The sequence below is a fragment of the Nitratireductor arenosus genome (assembly GCF_009742725.1).
Classification (GTDB): Bacteria; Pseudomonadota; Alphaproteobacteria; order Rhizobiales; family Rhizobiaceae; genus Mangrovimarina; species Mangrovimarina arenosa.
In genome coordinates, this window is the sequence record NZ_WPHG01000003.1 from 833,762 (window position 1) to 852,884 (window position 19,123).

23 protein-coding genes are annotated in these 19,123 nt (G+C 65.5%); 12 read left to right on the forward strand and 11 right to left on the reverse strand.

Annotated features, from left to right (window positions below):
- Nucleotides 1-20 precede the first annotated feature (20 nt).
- The 6 genes from GN330_RS15930 to GN330_RS15955 all read left to right on the forward strand — a co-directional run bounded on the left by GN330_RS15930 (nucleotide 21) and on the right by GN330_RS15955 (nucleotide 4,067).
- On the forward strand, nucleotides 21-1,205 hold the full coding sequence (locus GN330_RS15930) for a cell wall hydrolase (protein WP_425487171.1): 1,185 nt from the start codon (nucleotides 21-23) through the stop codon (nucleotides 1,203-1,205).
- Nucleotides 1,206-1,494: 289 nt separating this feature from the next.
- Nucleotides 1,495-1,842 (forward strand): AtpZ/AtpI family protein, encoded by a 348-nt coding sequence (locus GN330_RS15935; protein WP_156713639.1) that lies wholly within the window; start codon nucleotides 1,495-1,497, stop codon nucleotides 1,840-1,842.
- A 39-nt stretch (nucleotides 1,843-1,881) separates the two neighbouring features.
- Nucleotides 1,882-2,631 (forward strand): F0F1 ATP synthase subunit A, encoded by a 750-nt coding sequence (locus GN330_RS15940; RefSeq protein WP_343040745.1) that lies wholly within the window; start codon nucleotides 1,882-1,884, stop codon nucleotides 2,629-2,631.
- Nucleotides 2,632-2,705: 74 nt separating this feature from the next.
- Nucleotides 2,706-2,930, forward strand: coding sequence for a F0F1 ATP synthase subunit C (locus GN330_RS15945; RefSeq protein WP_146299099.1), 225 nt, complete (start codon nucleotides 2,706-2,708; stop codon nucleotides 2,928-2,930).
- Between the two features lie 69 nt (nucleotides 2,931-2,999).
- A complete protein-coding gene (locus GN330_RS15950) occupies nucleotides 3,000-3,578 on the forward strand; it encodes a F0F1 ATP synthase subunit B (RefSeq protein ID WP_156713641.1) in 579 nt (192 codons plus the stop codon).
- A 9-nt stretch (nucleotides 3,579-3,587) separates the two neighbouring features.
- Nucleotides 3,588-4,067, forward strand: a complete 480-nt coding sequence (locus tag GN330_RS15955; protein WP_156713642.1) for a F0F1 ATP synthase subunit B — start codon at nucleotides 3,588-3,590, stop codon at nucleotides 4,065-4,067.
- 251 nt (nucleotides 4,068-4,318) lie between these two features.
- Here GN330_RS15955 and GN330_RS15960 read toward each other — a convergent pair whose 3' ends face one another.
- Both GN330_RS15960 and GN330_RS15965 read right to left on the reverse strand, forming a co-directional pair.
- Complete coding sequence (locus GN330_RS15960) at nucleotides 4,319-4,990, reverse strand: ribonuclease HII (protein WP_156713643.1); 672 nt, start codon at nucleotides 4,988-4,990, stop codon at nucleotides 4,319-4,321.
- Between the two features lie 149 nt (nucleotides 4,991-5,139).
- Complete coding sequence (locus tag GN330_RS15965; RefSeq protein WP_156713644.1) at nucleotides 5,140-6,294, reverse strand: PA0069 family radical SAM protein; 1,155 nt, start codon at nucleotides 6,292-6,294, stop codon at nucleotides 5,140-5,142.
- A 135-nt stretch (nucleotides 6,295-6,429) separates the two neighbouring features.
- On the opposite strand from GN330_RS15965, the gene GN330_RS15970 reads away from it, so the two are divergent.
- The gene (locus GN330_RS15970; protein ID WP_156713645.1) at nucleotides 6,430-6,933 is read left to right on the forward strand and encodes a glycosyltransferase family protein; all 504 of its coding nucleotides are present in this window, start codon (nucleotides 6,430-6,432) and stop codon (nucleotides 6,931-6,933) included.
- 36 nt (nucleotides 6,934-6,969) lie between these two features.
- On the opposite strand, the gene moaB is transcribed toward GN330_RS15970, so the two are convergent.
- The 6 genes from moaB to GN330_RS16000 all read right to left on the reverse strand — a co-directional run bounded on the left by moaB (nucleotide 6,970) and on the right by GN330_RS16000 (nucleotide 10,662).
- A complete protein-coding gene (moaB, locus tag GN330_RS15975) occupies nucleotides 6,970-7,533 on the reverse strand; it encodes a molybdenum cofactor biosynthesis protein B (protein ID WP_156713646.1) in 564 nt (187 codons plus the stop codon).
- Entirely contained in the window at nucleotides 7,530-8,408 is an 879-nt protein-coding gene (locus tag GN330_RS15980) for a 4-(cytidine 5'-diphospho)-2-C-methyl-D-erythritol kinase (protein WP_156713647.1), read from the reverse strand. The genes moaB and GN330_RS15980 overlap by 4 nt, the downstream gene beginning before the upstream one ends.
- 16 nt (nucleotides 8,409-8,424) lie before the next feature.
- Nucleotides 8,425-8,610: a hypothetical protein gene (locus GN330_RS15985; protein ID WP_156713648.1), complete on the reverse strand. Its 186-nt coding sequence runs from the start codon at nucleotides 8,608-8,610 to the stop codon at nucleotides 8,425-8,427.
- Nucleotides 8,611-8,681: 71 nt separating this feature from the next.
- On the reverse strand, nucleotides 8,682-9,521 hold the full coding sequence (locus tag GN330_RS15990) for a S49 family peptidase (protein ID WP_425487174.1): 840 nt from the start codon (nucleotides 9,519-9,521) through the stop codon (nucleotides 8,682-8,684).
- A gap of 114 nt (nucleotides 9,522-9,635) precedes the next feature.
- Nucleotides 9,636-10,421 (reverse strand): methyltransferase, encoded by a 786-nt coding sequence (locus tag GN330_RS15995; protein WP_156713650.1) that lies wholly within the window; start codon nucleotides 10,419-10,421, stop codon nucleotides 9,636-9,638.
- A gap of 16 nt (nucleotides 10,422-10,437) precedes the next feature.
- On the reverse strand, nucleotides 10,438-10,662 hold the full coding sequence (locus GN330_RS16000) for a putative signal transducing protein (RefSeq protein WP_156713651.1): 225 nt from the start codon (nucleotides 10,660-10,662) through the stop codon (nucleotides 10,438-10,440).
- 160 nt (nucleotides 10,663-10,822) lie between these two features.
- Between GN330_RS16000 and GN330_RS16005 the strand changes: the two genes are divergently transcribed.
- Nucleotides 10,823-11,839: a polyprenyl synthetase family protein gene (locus GN330_RS16005; protein WP_343040749.1), complete on the forward strand. Its 1,017-nt coding sequence runs from the start codon at nucleotides 10,823-10,825 to the stop codon at nucleotides 11,837-11,839.
- A gap of 169 nt (nucleotides 11,840-12,008) precedes the next feature.
- Nucleotides 12,009-13,982, forward strand: coding sequence for a tetratricopeptide repeat protein (locus GN330_RS16010; protein WP_156713652.1), 1,974 nt, complete (start codon nucleotides 12,009-12,011; stop codon nucleotides 13,980-13,982).
- 6 nt (nucleotides 13,983-13,988) lie between these two features.
- Here GN330_RS16010 and GN330_RS16015 read toward each other — a convergent pair whose 3' ends face one another.
- Together GN330_RS16015 and GN330_RS16020 are read right to left on the reverse strand one after the other, a co-directional pair.
- The gene (locus GN330_RS16015; protein ID WP_156713653.1) at nucleotides 13,989-14,294 is read right to left on the reverse strand and encodes a hypothetical protein; all 306 of its coding nucleotides are present in this window, start codon (nucleotides 14,292-14,294) and stop codon (nucleotides 13,989-13,991) included.
- A gap of 246 nt (nucleotides 14,295-14,540) precedes the next feature.
- Nucleotides 14,541-14,855, reverse strand: coding sequence for a hypothetical protein (locus GN330_RS16020; RefSeq protein WP_156713654.1), 315 nt, complete (start codon nucleotides 14,853-14,855; stop codon nucleotides 14,541-14,543).
- Between the two features lie 204 nt (nucleotides 14,856-15,059).
- On the opposite strand from GN330_RS16020, the gene GN330_RS16025 reads away from it, so the two are divergent.
- Together GN330_RS16025 and GN330_RS16030 are read left to right on the forward strand one after the other, a co-directional pair.
- Nucleotides 15,060-15,974, forward strand: a complete 915-nt coding sequence (locus GN330_RS16025) for a glycine--tRNA ligase subunit alpha (protein ID WP_156713801.1) — start codon at nucleotides 15,060-15,062, stop codon at nucleotides 15,972-15,974.
- A gap of 104 nt (nucleotides 15,975-16,078) precedes the next feature.
- Nucleotides 16,079-16,351, forward strand: coding sequence for a hypothetical protein (locus GN330_RS16030; protein ID WP_156713655.1), 273 nt, complete (start codon nucleotides 16,079-16,081; stop codon nucleotides 16,349-16,351).
- A gap of 40 nt (nucleotides 16,352-16,391) precedes the next feature.
- On the opposite strand, the gene GN330_RS16035 is transcribed toward GN330_RS16030, so the two are convergent.
- Entirely contained in the window at nucleotides 16,392-16,574 is a 183-nt protein-coding gene (locus GN330_RS16035) for a hypothetical protein (protein WP_156713656.1), read from the reverse strand.
- Nucleotides 16,575-16,794: 220 nt separating this feature from the next.
- Here GN330_RS16035 and glyS point away from each other — a divergent pair, with 220 nt between their 5' ends.
- The gene (glyS, locus tag GN330_RS16040) at nucleotides 16,795-19,101 is read left to right on the forward strand and encodes a glycine--tRNA ligase subunit beta (RefSeq protein WP_156713657.1); all 2,307 of its coding nucleotides are present in this window, start codon (nucleotides 16,795-16,797) and stop codon (nucleotides 19,099-19,101) included.
- Nucleotides 19,102-19,123: the final 22 nt, after the last annotated feature.

The following is a 19,123-nucleotide window of genomic DNA, read 5'->3' on the forward strand; positions in this document are numbered from 1 at the left end:
TGGCGTTCTGGAGAGTTTCGGTGCTTCGAAAGTCGGTTTCGCGGCTGCCCGCCGCTGTGTTTCGCGGGCCTACCCTGTTTTCATCCCTCATTGTTGCCGCGGGCCTGTTCATCGGTTTTCCGACGCAGACCGCCTATCAGGACATGACGAGCTATGTCGCCGGCATCGGCGCGCGCGATGTGCGCTGGGGCGCGGCTATCGAAAGGTCGGTCGCCGGTTCCGTGCACAAGGCTGAAATGCCCTTCGTCGACGACACCGTGACCGGCACGATTTCGGGCGGCGGCATGCAGACCGACGGCATCGGCGCCGTCGCCTTCCGCGGCGACAGCGGGGTTGCCAACGAAGTTCCCGACGAGGAGCGCGTCAACCGCCGCGAAAAGCGTGGCCGCATCATCAACGTTGCGCCGGTCGCGCCGCCTAAGGCGTTTAACGCCGGTTCGGTCCTGGAACGCACGAGCATGATCGAGGTTCCATCGGCGGAGCCCAAACTCGCAATGGCCTTCGACGAGCCCGCAATCAAGGGCAGGGAGATCGCCATCGCCGCCGCCTTCCACCGCCGCGCCGCCGCGCGATCTTCATCGGGCGTTCCCGCCATGCTGGCGAGCCTCGTCACCAACGAACGCGCCGATATCCTGGCGACCGCCTACGCTCCGCCCGAACCCGACTACGCCAAGAAATCGCCCTTCGCCAGCCTGCTCGGCGAGGAGGAGAAGGAAAAAGGCGGCCGCTTCATTCCGCCGGTCGCCAAGGGTGACCATCCGTGGATGCGCCGGCCGCTGCCGGCGTCCGTGTTTTCGAAGGCGGAGCAGAAATGCCTCGCCGTCGGCATCTATTTCGAGGCGCGCGGCGAGAGCCTGAAGGGCCAGGCCGCCGTCGCTCAGGTGATCTTGAACCGGGTGCGCAATCCTACCTATCCCAATTCGGTCTGCGGCGTCGTCTACCAGAACGACAATTGGCGCAATCGCTGCCAGTTCTCGTTTGCTTGCGACGGCATTCGCGATCGCATCGCCAGCCCGGACCATTGGCGCACCGCCCAGGACATCGCCATGGCCGTCACCGCGGGCAAGATCTTCATTCCAGAAGTGGGCTCCTCGACCCACTATCACGCCACCTATGTGGCGCCGCGCTGGGCCCGTGCGATGAAGAAGATGAAAAAGATCGGGTTGCATGTTTTCTACCGCACCTATGGCGGCGGCTGGAACTGAAAGCCGCGACGGAATCGGTGCGTCGACGCGGCTGGGCGCGGCGGATTCGCTGCTCTGCGGGCCCATGCGGTGATGGACGTAGTGTCGCACCGATATAAGTATTTGAAACAAATCAGCAATTTTGCTTTCGGCAAGCCCGGGACTGCCGCTTGACTGCCGGTATCGCCCTCACTATGGTGCGCCCGACTTTGAAGCGGGCAATCCGGCCGGGATTGCGCGGGCAAGGGTCACGCGCCGGGATGGCCTCGGCGTGACCCGCGTGAAACGGCCCGCGAGGATCCTGGTGAAGATGGCGCGCGAGGACGATCTTGATCGCAGGCGACGGGAACTGGAAGCCGCTCTTTCGGCGCGGCGTCCGGAGACCGACGGTGAGGGAAAATCCGCCAAGTCGGGCAGTCTGGCCGGGGCTGGCAATGCGCTGAAACTATCCAGCGAATTCATTGCCGGTATCGTGGTCGGCGCTGGAATCGGCTGGATGATCGACCGGCTGGCGGGCACTTCGCCCTTCGGCCTCGTGGTTTTTCTTCTGCTCGGCTTTGGCGCTGGCGTTCTTAACGCCTTGCGCTCGACGGGGCAGATCGCGGAATTTGGCTCCCGCTCATCCGGCAAGGATGAGGGCGGAGACGACAGGACCTAAACGGCGCCGTTGGCGCGAGCAGCAAGGCGGGGTAGGCAGGTGGCAAGCGATCCCATCCACCAGTTCAATATCAGCAAACTGGTCCCGATCGAGATCGGCGGCCTCGATTTTTCCTTCACCAATTCTTCTGCCTTCATGGTCGCCACCGTCGTGGCTGCCGGCGCCTTCTTGTTCTTGAGCACGGCCAGCCGCGGGCTGGTGCCGAGCCGCATGCAGTCGATCGCGGAAATGACCTACGAATTCGTGGCCAACATGCTGCGCGACGCGGCCGGCTCGCAGGGGATGAAATTCTTCCCCTTCGTGTTTTCCCTGTTCGTGTTCGTGCTGGTCGCGAATCTTTTGGGAATGTTTCCCTATTTCTTCACGGTCACGAGCCATATCATCGTGACTTTCGCGCTCGCCATCCTGGTGATCGGCACCGTCATCGTTTACGGCTTCTGGAAACACGGGCTCGGCTTCCTGAACCTGTTCGTGCCGAGTGGCGTGCCGGGGGTGCTGTTGCCGCTGGTGATTGCGATTGAGGTGATCTCGTTCCTGTCGCGCCCGATCAGTCTTTCGGTGCGCCTGTTCGCCAACATGCTGGCCGGACATATCACGCTCAAGGTCTTCGCCGGCTTTGTCACCTCGCTCAGCGCGTTCGGTATTGTCGGCATTGGCGGCGCGATCCTGCCGCTCGGCATGACTGTCGCGCTGACCGGTCTCGAGTTCCTCGTCGCGTTCCTGCAGGCTTACGTGTTCGCGGTCCTGACCTGCATGTATCTGAACGACGCGATTCATCCCGGACACTAAAAACACCGGACGCCCGGCGCGGCGTCCTTCATCGACATCAACCTGATCAAGAGCTTCAAAGAAGGAGTACCCCAATGGAAGTAGATGCAGCTAAGGCAATCGGCGCGGGCATTGCGTGTCTCGGCATGGGCGGCGTCGGCATCGGTCTCGGCCACATGTTCGGCAACTTCCTGTCCGGCGCGCTGCGCAACCCCTCGGCCGCCGACGGCCAGTTCGGTCGCCTGATCTTCGGCTTTGCCGTGACCGAGGCGCTCGGCATCTTCTCGCTGCTCGTCGCTCTGCTTCTGCTCTTCACCTAAGAGCCGAAACCATCGCGTAGGGTGACCGGCCGCCTGTGGCGGCCGGCTGAAAAGTGACAGGACATGCCCATGTTTGTGGCACCGGCATTCGCCGCGTCGGACCAACCGGCGGAAAACGGCGAGACTCATTCCGCGACCGAAGCGGGTCACGACGGCGCCGAGGCGGGGTTTCCGCCCTTCGAGACGTCGACCTATCCGTCGCAGATATTGTGGCTGGCGATCACGTTCGGCCTGTTCTACCTGTTCTTGAAGCGGGTGGCGCTGCCGAGGCTGGCCGGAATCATGGAGGTGCGGCGTGACCGCATCGCCCAGGATCTCGACCAGGCGGCCCGGCTGAAGCAGGAATCGGACGAAGCGATTGCCGCCTACGAGCAGGCGCTGGCCGAGGCGCGGTTGAAGGCCAACGAGATTGGCCAAAAGGCGCGTGACGCTGCGAAGGCCCAGGCCGACGAGACCAGGCGCGTCGTCGAGGCGCAGCTGGAAGAAAGACTGACCGGAGCTGAAACGCGGATTTCTGAGATCAAGGCGTCGGCCCTGAGCGATGTCGGAACGATCGCGGAAGACACGGCCGGATCCATCGTGCAAACGCTGGGCGGCGGCTCGGTCACCAAGGCCGAAGTCGCGGCCGCGGTCAAGGCAGCGCGCTAGGAGGCGGTGATGGACGCAACATTTTGGGCAACTGTTGCCCTGTTCATCTTCTTCGCGGTCGTCTTCTACCTGAAGGTGCCGGGGCTGGTGGCGAAGTCGCTCGACGACCGTGCAGAGCGCATTCGCAACGAGCTCGACCAGGCGCGCAAGCTGCGTGAGGAAGCCCAGGAGGTGCTGGCCGAGTATCAGCGCCGCCGCAAGGAAGCCGAGAAGGAAGCCGACGACATCGTCGCCTCGGCCGAGCACGAGGCTGCCCTGATGGTCGAGGAAGCCAAGCAGAAGACCGAGGATTATGTCGCGCGGCGCACCGCGTTGGCTGAGCAGAAGATCGCCCAGGCCGAGCGCGACGCCGTCAACGAGGTCCGCGCCCAGGCGGCCGATATCGCGGTCGAGGCGGCGCGCCGGATTCTGGAATCCAAGGTCGACGCCAAGCTGTCGGGCGATCTGTTCAAGAGTTCGCTCGCCGACGTCAAGGCGAAGCTCAACTGAGGTTTTTCGAACCGGGTGAGCCCGCCTGGACCGGAACGATCGATGCCGCTTCCGGGCGGCATTTTTTTTCGAATGGCCGAAGCGGCAATCTTTCGCCATGGACCGCTGGGCGGCCGCGCGGGCGGACTGAGCTCGTTCTTGGAAAACGGGTTGGGCCGGTGGCCGTAAGCGGCGGCCCTGCGCCGGACATATCAGCCCTTCTGGCAGCGAGAGCCCCAAGTGCGGGGAACCAGGTTCCGATCGCCGGGATGCTACGCTTCGGTGGTCGTGTCGGCCGCGGCGCGCAGCGGCGCGAAGGACAGGCGGTGGATGCGCGCGATCGCGCCGCCGCGTGCGATCGCCTCGCGGTGGATCTGAGTGCCATAACCCATATGGCGGTCGAACCCGTATTCGGTGTGCCGCCGCCCGCACGCCGCCATCATCCGGTCGCGCATGACCTTGGCCACGATCGAGGCCGCCGCGATCGACTGCGCGCGTCTGTCGCCCTTGACCAGCGCCTCGGCGGGACAGGCGAGTGCCGGCGGAACGTCGCGTCCGTCGATCAACGCGAAGCCGGGAACGATCGACAGCGAGGCCACAGCCCTGCGCATCGCCTCTAGGCTCGCGCGCAGAACATTGCTTCGGTCGATCGCCTGCGCGGAGAGGCTCGCCACGCCGACGGCGCGGGCGCGGTCGAGAATGTCTTTGTAAAGGACCGAGCGGGTGGCTGCTGAGAGCCGCTTGGAATCGTCGAGACCGGCGGGAATGGCGTCCGGATCCAAAATCACGGCGGCCGCCACAACCGGTCCGGCAAGCGGACCCCGGCCGGCCTCGTCGACGCCGCAGACGAAAAAAAAACCGCGCCTCATCGCCCGTTCTTCATGGGAAAAATCGGGGCCGTCGGCGGGATCGAAAAGCAGCGGAGAATCGGGAGGGCGAGCCATTTGCGGCGAAACTCGCATCCGCCCCGATTCTCCGCAAGTCCTTCCCTGCCTGAAGGGGCGGCAGGCCGGGAAGGGGCCGTCGGCTAGGGCGGGGGACTTAGCCGGACGGGAAGAGGGGGCGTCAGCCGGGACGACGGCCGCGCGGCGCCCTAAAACAGGCGCAACTGCTCGCCGGCGCGCGGCGGCGGTTCGAAAAGATCGGTACGCAGCGCGAGTTTGGCCCGGTTGAGCCCGATCCGGCGCGCGGCGATCTCGAAACGGCGGCCGATCTGCCAGGCATAGGGGCCGGTGCCGCGCATCCGTTTCCCCCAGCTCGAATCATAATCCTTGCCGTCGCGCATCGAGCGGATCAGCGCCATCACGTGGCGGTAGCGGTCCGGATAGTGGCGCAACAGCCAATCCTTGAAGATCGGGCTGACCTCCAGCGGCAGGCGCAGGATGATGTAGCCGGCCTCGCGTGCGCCGGCCGCGTGGGCCGATTCCAGAATGCGCTCGACCTCGTGGTCGCTCAGGCCCGGGATCAGCGGTGCGGCCATCACCGAGACCGGAATGCCGGCTTGCGACAGCGCCTTCATCGCCTCCAGCCGTCTCGTCGGTGTCGCCGCGCGCGGTTCCATCGTGCGCGCCAGCCGCCGGTCGAGCGTCGTCACCGAAAAGGCCACCTTGGCCAGGCCGCGCTCGGCCATGCGGGCGAGAATGTCGATGTCGCGCATCACCAGCGCCGATTTGGTGACGATACCGACCGGGTGATTGTGAGCGTCGAGCACTTCCAGGATCTCGCGCATAATGCGCCACTGTCTTTCGACCGGCTGATAGGGATCGGTGTTGGTGCCGATCGCGATCGTCTTCGGCTCATAGCCTTCCCTGGCCAGTTCACGCTCCAGCAGCCTGGCCGCATCCGGCTTGGCAAACAGCCGCGCCTCGAAATCGAGGCCGGCCGAAAGCCCCATAAAGGCATGGGTCGGGCGGGCGAAACAGTAGACGCAGCCATGCTCGCAACCGCGATAGGGATTGATCGATCGGTCGAAGGAAATGTCGGGCGACGTGTTGCGGGTAATCACCGAGCGCGGCTTTTCCACCTGCACTTCCGTCTTGAAGGGCGGCAACGCCTCAAGCGTTTCCCAGCCGTCATCGAACACTTCACGACGCAGCGCCTCGAACCGTCCCGACGGATTGATACCCGCCGAGCGCCCGCGCCGGCGCGCTTCGCCGACGCGCAGGCCGCTCTCCTCGATCAGCGCGTTCGCCACCGCTGCGCCGCCACCGTCGAAGGCTGCCATGTCTGCGCGGTCGAACTGCTCCATGATCTGTCTCCGCTGGCGGGTTGAGTGTCGGTCTCGATGAATCTATTCCTATCGACATCATGAGAACAAAGCAAGAACTTTTTCGACCTTGCGTCGTCGTTGGCTTTGTTTGCTGCAATGCGGTATCGAGGGCGCATGCTGACGGTGTTGATTGAGACCCTGAACGACGCGGACGCGCTGGCCGCCACGCTGGGATCGCTGGTGCCGGCGGCCGTTGAAGGCGTCGTGTGCGAGGTTATCGTGCACGATCGCGGCTCGTCGGACGCAACCGTGACGATAAGCGACCAGGCCGGCTGCACGCTGGTTGGGCAGGGCGGCCTCGGCGGTGGGCTGAAGGCGGCGCGCGGTGCGTGGTTGTTGTTCCTGGAGCCCGGCGCGCTGCTGGGCGACGGCTGGATGGAGGCGGTCGTGAGCCATATAGGCGCCCAACGCCGCCCGGCGCGGTTTTCCCCGGCGCGTTCCGGCGCCAGGCAGGCACTGAAGCGGCTTTTCGCTCGCACGGATCCGCTCGCCGACGGCGTTCTGGTTTCGAAGACCGAGGCGTTGTCGCGCTACCGCCCCGATGACGGGCTGGAGACGGTGGCGCGCGGGCTCAAGCGCTGCCGGTTGAATGCTACGATCAGATTCGCGTCATGCTGACTGTAGGCGCGGCCCGCGGTCGCCGCTCCCGTCCGTTCACACCATCTTGCCGCCGCCGCGCTTTAGGTGTTCGTCGAGGCGTGGCATGATCTCCACGAAATTGCACGGCATGTGCCGGTAGTCGAGCTGGCCTTTCAAGATTCCGTCCCAGGCGTCGCGACAGGCGCCGGGCGAACCCGGCAGCACGAACACGAAGGTCTGATTGACCAGCCCGCCGGTGGCGCGCGACTGGATCGTCGAGGTGCCGATCTTGTCGTAGGAAATGCGGTGAAAGACCTCGGAAAAACCGTCCATGCGCTTTTCGAACAGCGGCTCGACCGCTTCGGGCGTGACGTCGCGGCCGGTAAAGCCGGTTCCGCCGGTGGTGATGATCGCGTCGACCCGGTCGTCCTTCGACCAGGCGAGTATCTTTTTCCGGATCGCCTCGACCTCGTCGCGCACGATCGCCCGCTCGACCAGTCGGTGGCCGGCTTCGGCGATGCGTTCGGCCAGCGCCCCGCCGGACTTGTCGTCGGCGAGTGCGCGCGTGTCCGACACGGTCAAAACCGCGATTCCGACTGCGATGAAGGGGCGTTTTTCGTCAAGCCGGCCTGCGCTCATGCGTTCGATCCCGTCGTTTCGCCGGCAGCCACGAACCAGCCCGGCCGTTCTTTGCTGATGGCGGCCTCGGCGTGCCGCGCCGTCTCGATCGTGTCGTAAAGTCCGAAACATGTCGCGCCGGAGCCCGACATGCGCCCCAGCCGCGCGCCACTGGCCGCGACAACGTCGAGCGCCTCGGCGATCTGCGGGGCGAGCGCGATCGCGGCGGGCTGCAAATCGTTGCGGCAATCCGCCAGCCAGTCCACCACCGATTTTTCGTCCCGCCGTGATGGCAGGGCGGGCAAGGGTGCGTTGTCGCGGCGTTCGAGCCGGGCAAACACCGCTTGCGTCGGGACGGCCACCCCGGGATTGACCATCACAAGCGGCAAAGCCGGCCAATCGGCGAGACGATGGATATCCTCGCCGATGCCGCGCGCGATCAGCGGCCGGGCCGCCAGGCACATCGGCAGGTCTGCGCCGAGTTCAACACCGAGTCGCGCCAGCCCGGCCTCGCCGACATCGAGCTCCCACAGCGCCGCGAGCCCGCGCAGCGTCGCTGCCGCGTCGCTGGAGCCGCCGCCGATCCCGGCGGCCACCGGCAGGTTCTTCGTCAGCCGGATGGAACTGCGCCGGTCGCGGGCCTGCGGGAACGCGTCGCGCAGCCGTTCGCGGGCGCGTTCGATCAGATTGTCGCCGCCGTCGGGCAGGGCATCGGCGAACGGCCCGGCAATGGCGAGCGCGTCGGTCGCCGCCGGCGCGAGCTCCAACACATCGCCGGTCTGCGAAAACACCGCCAGCGTTTCGATCAGGTGATAGCCGTCGGCGCGCCGGCCGGTCACGTGCAGGGCGAGATTGATTTTGGCCGGCGCGTGGACCGTGAGCGAGGGGCTACGCATGAAGGACCCGCGCCGTTCAGTCGCGTGCTGGCCGGTATTCGCCCGTCTCCGGGTCCTTGACCAGCGTGCCCGCCGCGCGCGTCTCGGCCTCGCGCTCGGCCCGGCGCATCCGGGACGAAACCCGTTCGGCTTCGCGCAAAAAGGCCCGATAGCCGAAATAGGCGACCGCGCCGACAAGTGCGTAGAAGATGAGCTGTGGCATATTTGGTCAGCCTCCCTCGAAGCCGGACTGGTTTTACTCCGCCGGCAAGCATAGCGCCTCCGTTGGGCGCTTCAAAGGCCGAACCGGCCCCACAGCGCGCGCTCCTCCAGGGCCTCCACCACCCCGCTCGCCAGCGCCCCGGCGATTTTCTCGCTATCGCCGCCGCGCCCCGGGCCGGCGCCGAACAGGTTCAGCCGCCGGCCGAAAAGCCCACGCGGCGCGCTCACCAGCCGCATGCGCGTCTTGTCGCCATAACGCGCTTTGAGAAACGAGCGCATGTCGCCGAGCTGGTCGACGAGCCCCAGTTCGAGCCCCTGCTTGCCGCTCCAGAACAGGCCGGAAAACAAATCGTCATTATCGGCGAGCTTGCCGCCGCGCCGCGCCTTGACCAGATCGATGAAGGTCTCGTGCATGTCGAGTTGCAGCGTCTTCAGGCGCGCGACGTCTTCCTTCTTTTCCGGCGAGAACGGATCGAGCAGCGCCTTGTTCCTGCCGGCGGTGTAGAGCCTGCGTTCCACGCCGATCTTCTTGATCATCTCCTGGAAGCCGAAACTGGCCGACACCACTCCGATCGACCCGACGATGGAGGACGGGTCGGCGATGATCTCGTCACCGGCGACCGCGATCATATAGCCGCCGGACGCGGCTAGGTCCTCGACGAACACATAGACCTTCTTGTTCTTTTCCTCGGCCAGGTCGCGGATGCGCCGGAAGATCAGCCGCGACTGCACAGGCGAGCCGCCGGGCGAATTGATCGCAATGGCGACGGCCGGCGCCTTTTTGAAGGCGAACGCCTTTTCCAGCATGCCGGCCGTGCTCGCCAGCGACATGGTCTGGCGCAGCGCGTTGCCGGCCGGCATGATCGTGCCGCTCAGCCGGACCACCGGGATCACGACGCCGTCGGCGCGCATCGATTTCGGCAGGAAGGGTTGCAAAAACTGTTTCAACAAAGCTCTCCAGAATTCCAATCGCATGTAGGGAGCCGAAACGATTGCGCAATGGTCCCTGCCAGGCGCTCGCGATCCTCAATCGCCGAACAGCGCTTCCTTGCCGCTGTTGATGGCTTCGGCCCGCGCGCTGAAGCCGCCGCCGGAGGTTTCGTGCAGGAAGAGCGAGGGGGCGATCACCGGCATCTTGCGCGCGCCGCGCACCGCGCGCACCACCACCCGGATCGCCACGGCGTCCGCGCGCGGATGGATCGGGCAGATTTCTGCGGCGCCGAAACGGCCCTCGAGCGCGGTCAGGATCGCGCTGATCGATTCCGGGCGCGCGATCAGGGCCAACCCGCCGCGCGGGCGCACGATCGCGGCGGCCGTGCGCAGCCAGCGCTCGATTGTGTCGTCCTGCATGACATGAGCCGCGCGTTTCAGCGCGTGCGGGGTTGCCCGGTCGCGGCCGCGATTGAACGGCGGGTTCATGATCGCGAAATCGAAGCTGTTGTCGCAGAGACCGGCCTCCTGGCGCGCCTCCCCTGAAAGCGTGACGTCTGCGACCAGCACCTGCGCGCGCGCCGCCAGTGCTGCGTTCTGCGTCAGAGCGAGGCTTTTTTCGGCGAACGCCGCCATGTCCGGTTCGCGCTCGACCAGCACGGCCCGCGCCTGCCCGCAGCGAGACAGGACGGCGAGGCCGGCCGCGCCAGCGCCCGCGCCGAGGTCGGCGAGGCGGCCGGCGAAACCGGTCGGCACGGCGGCAGCCAACATCAACGCGTCCATGCCGGCCCGGTGGCTGCTGCAAGCGGGCTGAACCAGAAAAAACCGCCCGCGATGGAAGGCGTCGGTCGTGAAGGGTGCGGATGTCGGCATGCCGATCATGTGCATCGGCCTCGGTCTAGCCGTTGCGAATCTCGCCCGCGATGCCGGCATCGGCAAGCAGCCGTTTGGCGCGGTCGACCGTATCGGAACTCACCAGAACGCGCCGCGGCAGCACGCCGAGTGACCCTTCAACGACGCTCATATTCTGGTCGGCGACGAAAAACTCTATGCCCGCGTCACGCAGCAACGCTTCGATAAAGGAAATCACGACGGGGTCGTTGGTACGCACGAGTTCGATCATGGGTCGCCTGCATGTAAACCCGTATTTTGTATCTCTAAAAGCGCCGCCTGACCATCCAAAGCTGGCTGCCGCGCCAATTCGCCCCTTGCGGGCCGAACATGCCGCGCCCTAGATTGGCGGGCGGGCCGGAAGCGCCCGAACTGGATTCCGGGGAGTTTTCGTGGGCGTCGTCGTATCATTGGATGAGGGCAAGCGGGGCCAGGCCTCGATCAAACCTCTGATCGAACTTACCGCGCACGACATGTCGCGCGTCAACCAGCTCATCCTGTCGAAGGCCGGTTCGGATGTGGAGATGATTCCCGAGGTCGCCAACCACCTGATCTCATCGGGCGGCAAGCGGCTGCGGCCGATGCTTACCCTGGCGACGGCGCGCATGTTCGACTATTCCGGCGACGGTCATGTCAAGCTGGCCACCAGCGTCGAGTTCATGCATACGGCGACGCTGCTGCACGACGACGTCGTCGACGAGAGTGGCCTCAGGCGCGGCAAGAAGACGGCGCGCACCATCTGGGGCAATCAGGCCAGCGTGCTGGTCGGTGACTTCCTGCTCGGCCAGGCGTTCCGGATGATGGTCGAGGTCGGTTCGATCGACGCGCTCGACATCTTGTCGACGGCGGCGTCGGTCATCGCCGAAGGCGAGGTGATGCAGCTTGTCGCCGCCAAGAACCTGGAAACGACCGAGGACGAATATCTCGCGGTGATCCGTGCCAAGACGGCGGCGCTTTTTTCCGCCGCTGCCGAAGTCGGCCCGGTAATCGCCTCGGCGACACGTTCCGAGCGCGCGGCCCTGCGTTCCTACGGCACCAATCTCGGCCTGGCTTTCCAGTTGATCGACGACGCCCTCGACTATGGCGGCAATGCCAGCGATCTCGGCAAGAATGTCGGCGACGATTTCCGCGAGGGCAAGGTGACGCTGCCGGTCATCCTGTGCTATCGCCGCGGCACGGCGCAGGAGCGCCGGTTCTGGAAAAAGAGCATCGAGGACGGCGTCAGCGACGACGGTGCGCTCGAGGAGGCGCGCGGGCTGATGTCGCGCTATGGTGCGATCAGTGATACGATAACCCGCGCGCGGCATTTCGGCGAAATCGCGCGCGACGCGCTTGCGCCCCTGAAGGAGACGCCGCAAAAGAGCGCACTTCTCGAAGTGATCGATTTCTGTATCGACCGCGTATCCTGACTCCCGCCCGGTGTAAAATAGGGTCTCGCAAGATGCTTTGCCGGGCAGGGCGGCTTTTGCCGGGGTCGGTGGGAACCCGTTGAACGATGGCTCTCAAAAATGCCATGGTCGGAGTGAATATGCGGTCGGAAGCGGCCGGCGAGCGGGTTGGCAAGCGGGAAGGAGCGCCATGCATCTGAGCGGCTTGAGACGGTGGAGCGTTGCGGCGCTGGCGTTGCTGTGCGTATCGGCGCCGGCACCGCTTCTTGCGGCGAACGACGAGCCGGTGCGCATCGGATCCCTGTCGGGGGCCTTTCTCGCAGCCCGAGTCGCCGAGATCGACAACGATCTCGACAGCACGATCAAATATTACCGGCGCGCGTTGTCCTTCGACCGCGACAACCAGACGCTCCAGCAAAGTCTCCTGCTGGCGTTGATTTCCCGCGGGGATTTCGAGGCGGCGCTTCCGCTGGCCGAAAAGCTCAAATCAGTGCCGCAGATCGAGCGATTTTCGCGCGTGGCGCTGGCGATCGACGCGATCGGCAAGCAGGACTACGCGGCGGCCGAGAACTATTTGAAGCTGGCGCTGGAATCCGATCTCGACCGGCTGATCACCGGCGTCATGACCGGCTGGGCGCTGCAAGGCGCCGGCAAGGCCGCCGACGGGCTTTCGCTTGTGCGGGGCCTCGACGGCCCGGAATGGTTTGTCGTCTTCAAATCCTATCACGAAGCCTTGATCGCCGAGGCGGCGGGCAATGTCGACGGGGCGCTGGAAGCGTATGGCCGTATCGCCGAAAACGCGACGGCCGGCGGGGCTGCTCCCGACACCTATCTGCGCGCGCTGGAAGCCTATGCGCGCCTGCTCTCCCGTCAGGGGCAGACGCAGGGCGCGCTGGCCGAGCTCGACCGGGCGGAAGCCTTCGCCGCGAACCGCCCCGCTGTTGTCGCCTTGCGACGTGACATCGAGACTGGCGCCGACACTCCGCCCCTGGTCGTCACACCGGGCGACGGCGCGGCCGAAATCCTGCTCAACCTGGGCACCGCGCTCAACCGTGGCGGCGGTGAAGCCTTCGTGCGCATCTATCTGCAACTCGCGCTCGCCCTCAAATCGGATTTCGATGCCGCCCTGGTCCAACTCGGACAGGTGTCGGAGCAGCAGGGCGACGCCGAGGAAGCAATCTCCTTCTATGAGAAGGTGCCGGGGGATTCGCCGCTACATCGTATCGCGGCCCTGCAGCTTGGCCTCAACCTGGCCGATCTCGACAGGCACGAAGCGGCCAAGGTGCATCTGCGCCAACTCCTGCTCGATGATCCCGATGACATGCGTGCCTATATGGCGCTCGGCGGCGTCCTGGCGTCCAAGGAGGAATATGCCGAGGCGGCGATGCTTTACGACGACGCGGTCGAACGCATCGACGAGCCCGAGCGTGCGGACTGGAACATTTTTTACCAGCGCGGCATCGCTTATGAACGGCTGAAGCAATGGCCGAAGGCGGAGCCGAATTTCCGCAAGGCGCTCGAACTCTACCCCGACCAGCCGCAGGTGCTGAACTATCTCGGCTATTCCTGGGTCGACATGAACATCAACCTCGAGGAGGGGTTGGACCTGATCCGGCGCGCGGTCTCGAGCCGGCCGAATGACGGCTACATCGTCGATTCGCTCGGTTGGGCCTATTATCGCCTCGGCCGCTTCGAGGAAGCGGTTGGCGAACTCGAGCGGGCCGTTTCGCTCAAGCCCGACGATCCGATCCTCAACGACCACCTGGGCGATGCCTATTGGCGGGCCGGCCGTCGCCTGGAAGCCACGTTTCAATGGGCGCATGCGCGCGACATGAAGCCAGATCCCGACGTTCTGGTCGAGGTCGAGCGCAAGCTGACCAAGGGCTTGCCGCCGCTCGAAGAGCAAAAGGCAGAAATTCCGCCGATCGTGCTGCCTGATCCGGCGCCGGAAAAAACCGGCGGCGAGGCGGCCGCTGCCGACGAGGAGGGCGCCGCGCGGCCGGCCAGCCATGTCGTGGGACCGGGGCAGTCCTTGTGGTCGATCGCGGCCGAAAAGCTCGGCGACGGTGGACGTTATATCGAAATCCTCGACCTCAACCCGCAGCTTCGTGGCAATCCCGGAAACATCGTTCCCGGTCAGGAACTGATTCTGCCCGGTAACTGATCGCGATCAGCCGCCGAAACCGCGCGGCAGCGTGCAGGCGTTTTGCGGGTCGCGGCGTGGCGGTACGCATTTCAGCCGCAGGCGCGACAACGATTTTTCCGTCGGGTTGAGCTTCTGGCACATGCAATCGGTGCGCGGCATGCGGATTGTGTCGCAAAACGGCGTCACGCAATGCCAGCCGGTAACGGGATCGTTGACATCGCCGACAAAGCTCGACTGGGCCCAGACGGGCGTGGCGTTGAACATCACCGCGGCGAAGGCGGCTGCGGCGGTGCCGACGGCAATGCGCGAAAGCTGATGGAAGGCAGGCATGGTCGTCTCCCTAAGGCATGTACTTCGAAACCGGGAATCGGTTTCGGGATCAAGACATGCGCGAAAACAAGACTTGAAGCACATCGGGCGAAGCTGAAGCTCGCAGAGCACGGCGGCGGCCGCCGCGCGCATGAACGGCACCGCCCGCACAGTCTACGCACGCAGGAGCCGCAGGGATCCATATGAAGCGATCACAACGTCGCGAGCGCGCGACGCGGGCAGGAGTCGGCCTCTGACCGACCGGCCTCAATTGCCGAAAGGCGGGCTCGCCGGACAGGCTTTCCAGCGTCCGCCTTCCGAGATCGAGCAGGTCAGGCGCAGCTTTTGCAGCGTGCGCTCCGCCGGATTTTCCTTCTGGCACAGGCATTTCGTCTGCGGCAGCCGCACGACGCTGCAGTCGGGCGTCACGCACAGATAGCCCGTCACGTCGTCGCGCGTGTTGCTGTTGCGGTCGGGCCAGGCGCCATTGGCGCCGGCGGTCGCGGCGGTGGCCAAAAGGGCGGCAAGCGCCAGGCTGGCGATGGTCGGCAGGCGCGTGGGCCGTCGGTCGGGTCGAAACATCGGTGGTTCCTCGTTCTCACCTTACAGATATCGCATTTGGCGGCGAATCCAAGTCGCCGCATCTTGGTCCCGGCGGTTTGCCGGTCCCCGGGACCGTCGCTTCGTCATCGCCGTCGGCTGCTTGACCTTGCCAGGACGCGTCAATAGGAGGTGAAGCGCTTTTCCTGCCGACAGAGGTTCTCCGTGACCGCCAGCCAGCCGCCTATGCATCCCACGCGCTCCTTCCAGGGGCTGATCCTCGCCCTGCACGCGTTCTGGGCCGACAAGGGTTGCGTGGTCCTGCAGCCCTACGACATGGAAGTCGGCGCGGGAACCTTCCACCCGGCCACGACCCTGCGTTCGCTCGGCCCGAAGCCGTGGAACGCGGCCTATGTCCAGCCCTCGCGGCGACCCAAGGACGGCCGCTACGGCGAAAACCCAAACCGGCTGCAGCATTATTACCAATATCAGGTCATTCTGAAGCCCAATCCGCCAAATCTGCAGGAGCTCTATCTCGCTTCGCTGGAAGCGATCGGCATCGATCCGCTGCTGCACGATATCCGGTTTGTCGAAGACGATTGGGAAAGCCCGACGCTCGGTGCCTGGGGGCTGGGCTGGGAGTGTTGGTGCGACGGCATGGAGGTCTCGCAGTTCACCTATTTCCAGCAGGTCTGCGGCATCGAATGCGCACCGGTTTCGGGCGAACTGACCTACGGGCTGGAGCGGTTGGCGATGTATGTCCAGGGCGTCGACAATGTCTACAACCTCAATTTCAATGGCCGCGAGGGTGCCGAAAAGGTCACCTATGGCGATGTCTTCCTGCAGGCCGAGCAGGAATATTCGCGCTACAATTTCGAATATGCCGATACCGCCATGCTGTTGCGCCATTTCGACGACGCGGAGAAGGAATGCGTGGCGCTGCTGGCCGCCGGCGCGCCGCGGGGCGGGAGTGGTCTTCATAAATGCGTGCTGCCGGCCTATGACCAGTGCATCAAGGCCTCGCACGTCTTCAACCTTCTCGACGCGCGTGGCGTGATTTCCGTCACCGAGCGTCAGAGCTACATTTTGCGGGTGCGCGACCTGGCCAAGGCCTGCGGCGAGGCTTTCCTGCTCACCGAAGCCGGCGGCGCGGCGGCCTGAGTCGCGCTTCGCACCCCGCCTGCCTTGGACGAATGCTGCCCCTCATTTTCGCCTGCTTCCGCGCCGAGGATGCGGGCCGATCCGCGAACGGCCATGGGGTGATTATGCGACGTCTTCTGCTTGCCGGTCTTGTTCTGCTTGCTGGAGCCGCCAGTTCGGCTGCCACGCAGGACGCGACGCCGGTGACGAGCGATCACTGCAAGGCCCTGCTGGCGCAAATATCGGCAAAGCCGCAATTCAAGGCCTTCGCGGTGACGGAAAACGGGCGCGAGTGTCATGCGGTTTGGGGCAGCGCCAACCAGCTCCAGGCCAATCGCGATGCGCGCGCCGGATGCGAGGTCGACGGTCGGCACTGTCTTTTGATCGCCGTTCGCTAAACTCTTTCCCGAAGGCGGAAACCGGGTTTCGGCCGCGGCGTCAGCCCTGGTCGGCATCGGCTAGCATGTCTCCCGATGAGGCGGCCGGCATCTCGACGCTCGCCGCGATCGTCTGGATGGCGCGGCGCACCCCCGCCATCTTGAATTCTCCGCCGATCTGCATATTGGCCGCGAAACAGGCGCTCAGCGCGAGGACCTGGATGATCGAGGAGGCGGCTTTCATTGGTTTGTCCCTTCGCGCTCGCGGTGTGTCTTGCCTTTCGTCGCCGCGGCGCAGCCAAAGGTTCATCTGTCAGGGCGAATTTTTCACAATTGGACTGAACCTTGCGTGGCCGGCGCGTTCAGGCGCGGTTCATGGCCACGGCCGGTGACGGCCGCAGGTGACAGGACCCGGCGGAGTTGCTATGCGGCACGCCTCAAGACCTCACCCGCGAGCCGCACCCATGCCCGACCTGCTTCTTGAACTTCGTTGCGAGGAAATCCCGGCGCGCATGCAGCGCAAGGCGGCCGGCGATCTGAAGAAGCTGGTCACCGACGGTCTGGTCGAGGCCGGTCTGACCTATGAGGCGGCGCGCGAATACTGGACGCCGCGCCGCCTGGCGCTCGACGTGCGCGGGGTCACGGCGCGGTCCAAGGATGTGCGCGAGGAACGCAAGGGCCCGCGCACCGACGCGCCCGAAAAGGCGATCGAGGGATTTTTGCGCGCCGCCGGCCTGGCCTCGGTCGACGAGGCCGAAACCAGGACCGATCCTAAAAAAGGCGCCTTTTACGTCGCCGTGATCGAAAAGCCCGGCCGTGCCGCCGACGAGATCGTGGCGGAGCTGATGCCCGGCCTGATCCGCAATTTTCCCTGGCCGAAATCGATGCGTTGGGGCGCGGCCTCGGCCAGGCCCGGCGCGCTGCGCTGGGTCCGGCCGCTGCAGTCGATCCTGTGCACGTTCGGCCCGGAGACCGAGGAACCGGTGGTGGTCGACTTCGAGGTCGATGGGCTGCACGCCTCAAACGTCACCTACGGCCACCGGTTCCACGCGCCGGACCCCATCACCGTGCGCCGTTTCGACGATTATGTCGCGGCTCTGGAGGTAGCCCGGGTCGTGCTCGATGCCGAGCGGCGCAAGAAGATCATCGAAGCCGACGCTGCCAACCTCGCCTTCGCCGCCGGGCTGGATATCGTCGCCGACGAGGGGCTGCTCGACGAGGTTTCGGGCCTTGTCGAATGGCCGGTCGTGCTTATGGGTGCGTTCGAGCAGGACTTTCTCGACATCCCGCCGGAAATCGTGCGGCTGACGATCCGCGCCAACCAGAAATGTTTCGTCACCCGCCCGCAGGGCGAGGCCGAAAACCTCTCCAACCGCTTCGTGCTGGTCGCCAATATCGAGGCCAGGGACGGCGGCGCGGAGATCGCGCACGGCAATGCCAAGGTGGTGCGCGCGCGCCTGTCCGACGCGGTGCATTTCTGGAAGACCGACCAGGCCGACCTGCCCGATCTCGCCGGACTGGAAGCCTCGGCGCAAAAATTCGGCCTCGACCTTAAGAAACCGCTCGACCAGCGCATGGCGCGCCTCGACCGTCTGGGTGTCACCTTTCACGCCAAGCTCGGCACGCAAGGGCAGCGCGTCGCGCGTGTCGCCAGGCTGGCCGAGGAACTGGCGCCGGCGGTCGGCGCCGATGCCGGGCTCGCCCGGCGCGCCGCCGTACTCGCCAAGGCCGATCTGCAGACCGAGGTGGTCGGCGAATTTCCCGAACTGCAGGGCGCCATGGGCTGCAAATATGCCGAGTTCCAGGGTGAGGACCCGGCGGTCGCCGCCGCCATCGAGGCGCATTACCGCCCGCTCGGCCCCTCCGACGTGGTGCCGGCCGAGCCGGTCTCGATCGCGGTCGCGCTGGCCGACAAGCTCGACATGCTGACCGGCTTCTGGGCGATCGACGAAAAGCCGACCGGCTCCAAGGATCCCTACGCGCTGCGCCGCGCCGCGCTCGGCGTGATCCGTATCGTGGTGGAAAACGGGGTACGCTTGTCGCTCCTTGACGCCTGGCACCACAACTGGCTGGAACATGCTCGGCAGACCTTCGACGCTTCAATTCACGACCTATTCGACACCGTTCAGCGGCTCCGTACGACGCTGCGTCCGGCCAATCTGGCTGCCGTGTTCGAGGAAGTCGGCGAGAGCATGGATACGGATATCCACAACCGCGCGCCGGAGATCGCGGAAACGCTGTCGCAGCGCGAGACCGACCTGCTGACCTTTTTCCACGACCGGCTGAAAGTCTATCTGCGCGACCAGGGTGCGCGGCACGATCTGATCGACGCGGTCATCACGCCTGAGACTGACGACCTGTTTTTGATCGTCCGCCGGGTCGAGGCGCTGGGCGCGCTGCTTGACAACGAGGACGGGCAGAACCTGCTCGCCGGCACTAGGCGCGCGGCCAATATTCTCGCCGCCGAGGAAAAGAAGGGCACGGCGGTCGCCGGCAGCGTCGATGCCGCGCTGTTTGCCGAGAGCGAGGAACGGGCGCTGTTCGACGCGGTGGCGGCGGCCGAAGCCGAGGCCGCGACCGCGCTTACCGACCAGGATTATCAGGCCGCCATGCGCGCGCTTGCCGGCCTGCGCGGCCCGGTCGACGCGTTTTTCGACAAGGTGCTGGTCAATGCCGAGGACGAGGCCGTGCGCGCCAACCGGCTCGCCCTTCTGGCCCGTATCCGCGCCGCGACCGGCCAGGTCGCCGATTTCTCGCGCATTGCCGGCTAGGACGCGTCTTTCCGGCCGTCCC

Bases quoted from the DNA above. Each gene is read 5' to 3' on its own strand.
- GN330_RS15935 (WP_156713639.1), top strand. From the start codon at position 1,495: ATGGCGCGCGAGGACGATCTTGATCGCAGGCGACGGGAACTGGAAGCC.
- GN330_RS15945 (WP_146299099.1), top strand. From the start codon at position 2,706: ATGGAAGTAGATGCAGCTAAGGCAATCGGCGCGGGCATTGCGTGTCTC.
- GN330_RS15950 (WP_156713641.1), top strand. From the start codon at position 3,000: ATGTTTGTGGCACCGGCATTCGCCGCGTCGGACCAACCGGCGGAAAAC.
- GN330_RS15955 (WP_156713642.1), top strand. From the start codon at position 3,588: ATGGACGCAACATTTTGGGCAACTGTTGCCCTGTTCATCTTCTTCGCG.
- GN330_RS15960 (WP_156713643.1), bottom strand. From the start codon at position 4,990: ATGGCTCGCCCTCCCGATTCTCCGCTGCTTTTCGATCCCGCCGACGGC.
- GN330_RS15965 (WP_156713644.1), bottom strand. From the start codon at position 6,294: ATGGAGCAGTTCGACCGCGCAGACATGGCAGCCTTCGACGGTGGCGGC.
- GN330_RS15970 (WP_156713645.1), top strand. From the start codon at position 6,430: ATGCTGACGGTGTTGATTGAGACCCTGAACGACGCGGACGCGCTGGCC.
- moaB (WP_156713646.1), bottom strand. From the start codon at position 7,533: ATGAGCGCAGGCCGGCTTGACGAAAAACGCCCCTTCATCGCAGTCGGA.
- GN330_RS15980 (WP_156713647.1), bottom strand. From the start codon at position 8,408: ATGCGTAGCCCCTCGCTCACGGTCCACGCGCCGGCCAAAATCAATCTC.
- GN330_RS15985 (WP_156713648.1), bottom strand. From the start codon at position 8,610: ATGCCACAGCTCATCTTCTACGCACTTGTCGGCGCGGTCGCCTATTTC.
- GN330_RS15990 (WP_425487174.1), bottom strand. From the start codon at position 9,521: ATGCGCGCCGACGGCGTCGTGATCCCGGTGGTCCGGCTGAGCGGCACG.
- GN330_RS15995 (WP_156713650.1), bottom strand. From the start codon at position 10,421: ATGATCGGCATGCCGACATCCGCACCCTTCACGACCGACGCCTTCCAT.
- GN330_RS16000 (WP_156713651.1), bottom strand. From the start codon at position 10,662: ATGATCGAACTCGTGCGTACCAACGACCCCGTCGTGATTTCCTTTATC.
- GN330_RS16010 (WP_156713652.1), top strand. From the start codon at position 12,009: ATGCATCTGAGCGGCTTGAGACGGTGGAGCGTTGCGGCGCTGGCGTTG.
- GN330_RS16015 (WP_156713653.1), bottom strand. From the start codon at position 14,294: ATGCCTGCCTTCCATCAGCTTTCGCGCATTGCCGTCGGCACCGCCGCA.
- GN330_RS16020 (WP_156713654.1), bottom strand. From the start codon at position 14,855: ATGTTTCGACCCGACCGACGGCCCACGCGCCTGCCGACCATCGCCAGC.
- GN330_RS16025 (WP_156713801.1), top strand. From the start codon at position 15,060: ATGCATCCCACGCGCTCCTTCCAGGGGCTGATCCTCGCCCTGCACGCG.
- GN330_RS16030 (WP_156713655.1), top strand. From the start codon at position 16,079: ATGCGACGTCTTCTGCTTGCCGGTCTTGTTCTGCTTGCTGGAGCCGCC.
- GN330_RS16035 (WP_156713656.1), bottom strand. From the start codon at position 16,574: ATGAAAGCCGCCTCCTCGATCATCCAGGTCCTCGCGCTGAGCGCCTGT.
- glyS (WP_156713657.1), top strand. From the start codon at position 16,795: ATGCCCGACCTGCTTCTTGAACTTCGTTGCGAGGAAATCCCGGCGCGC.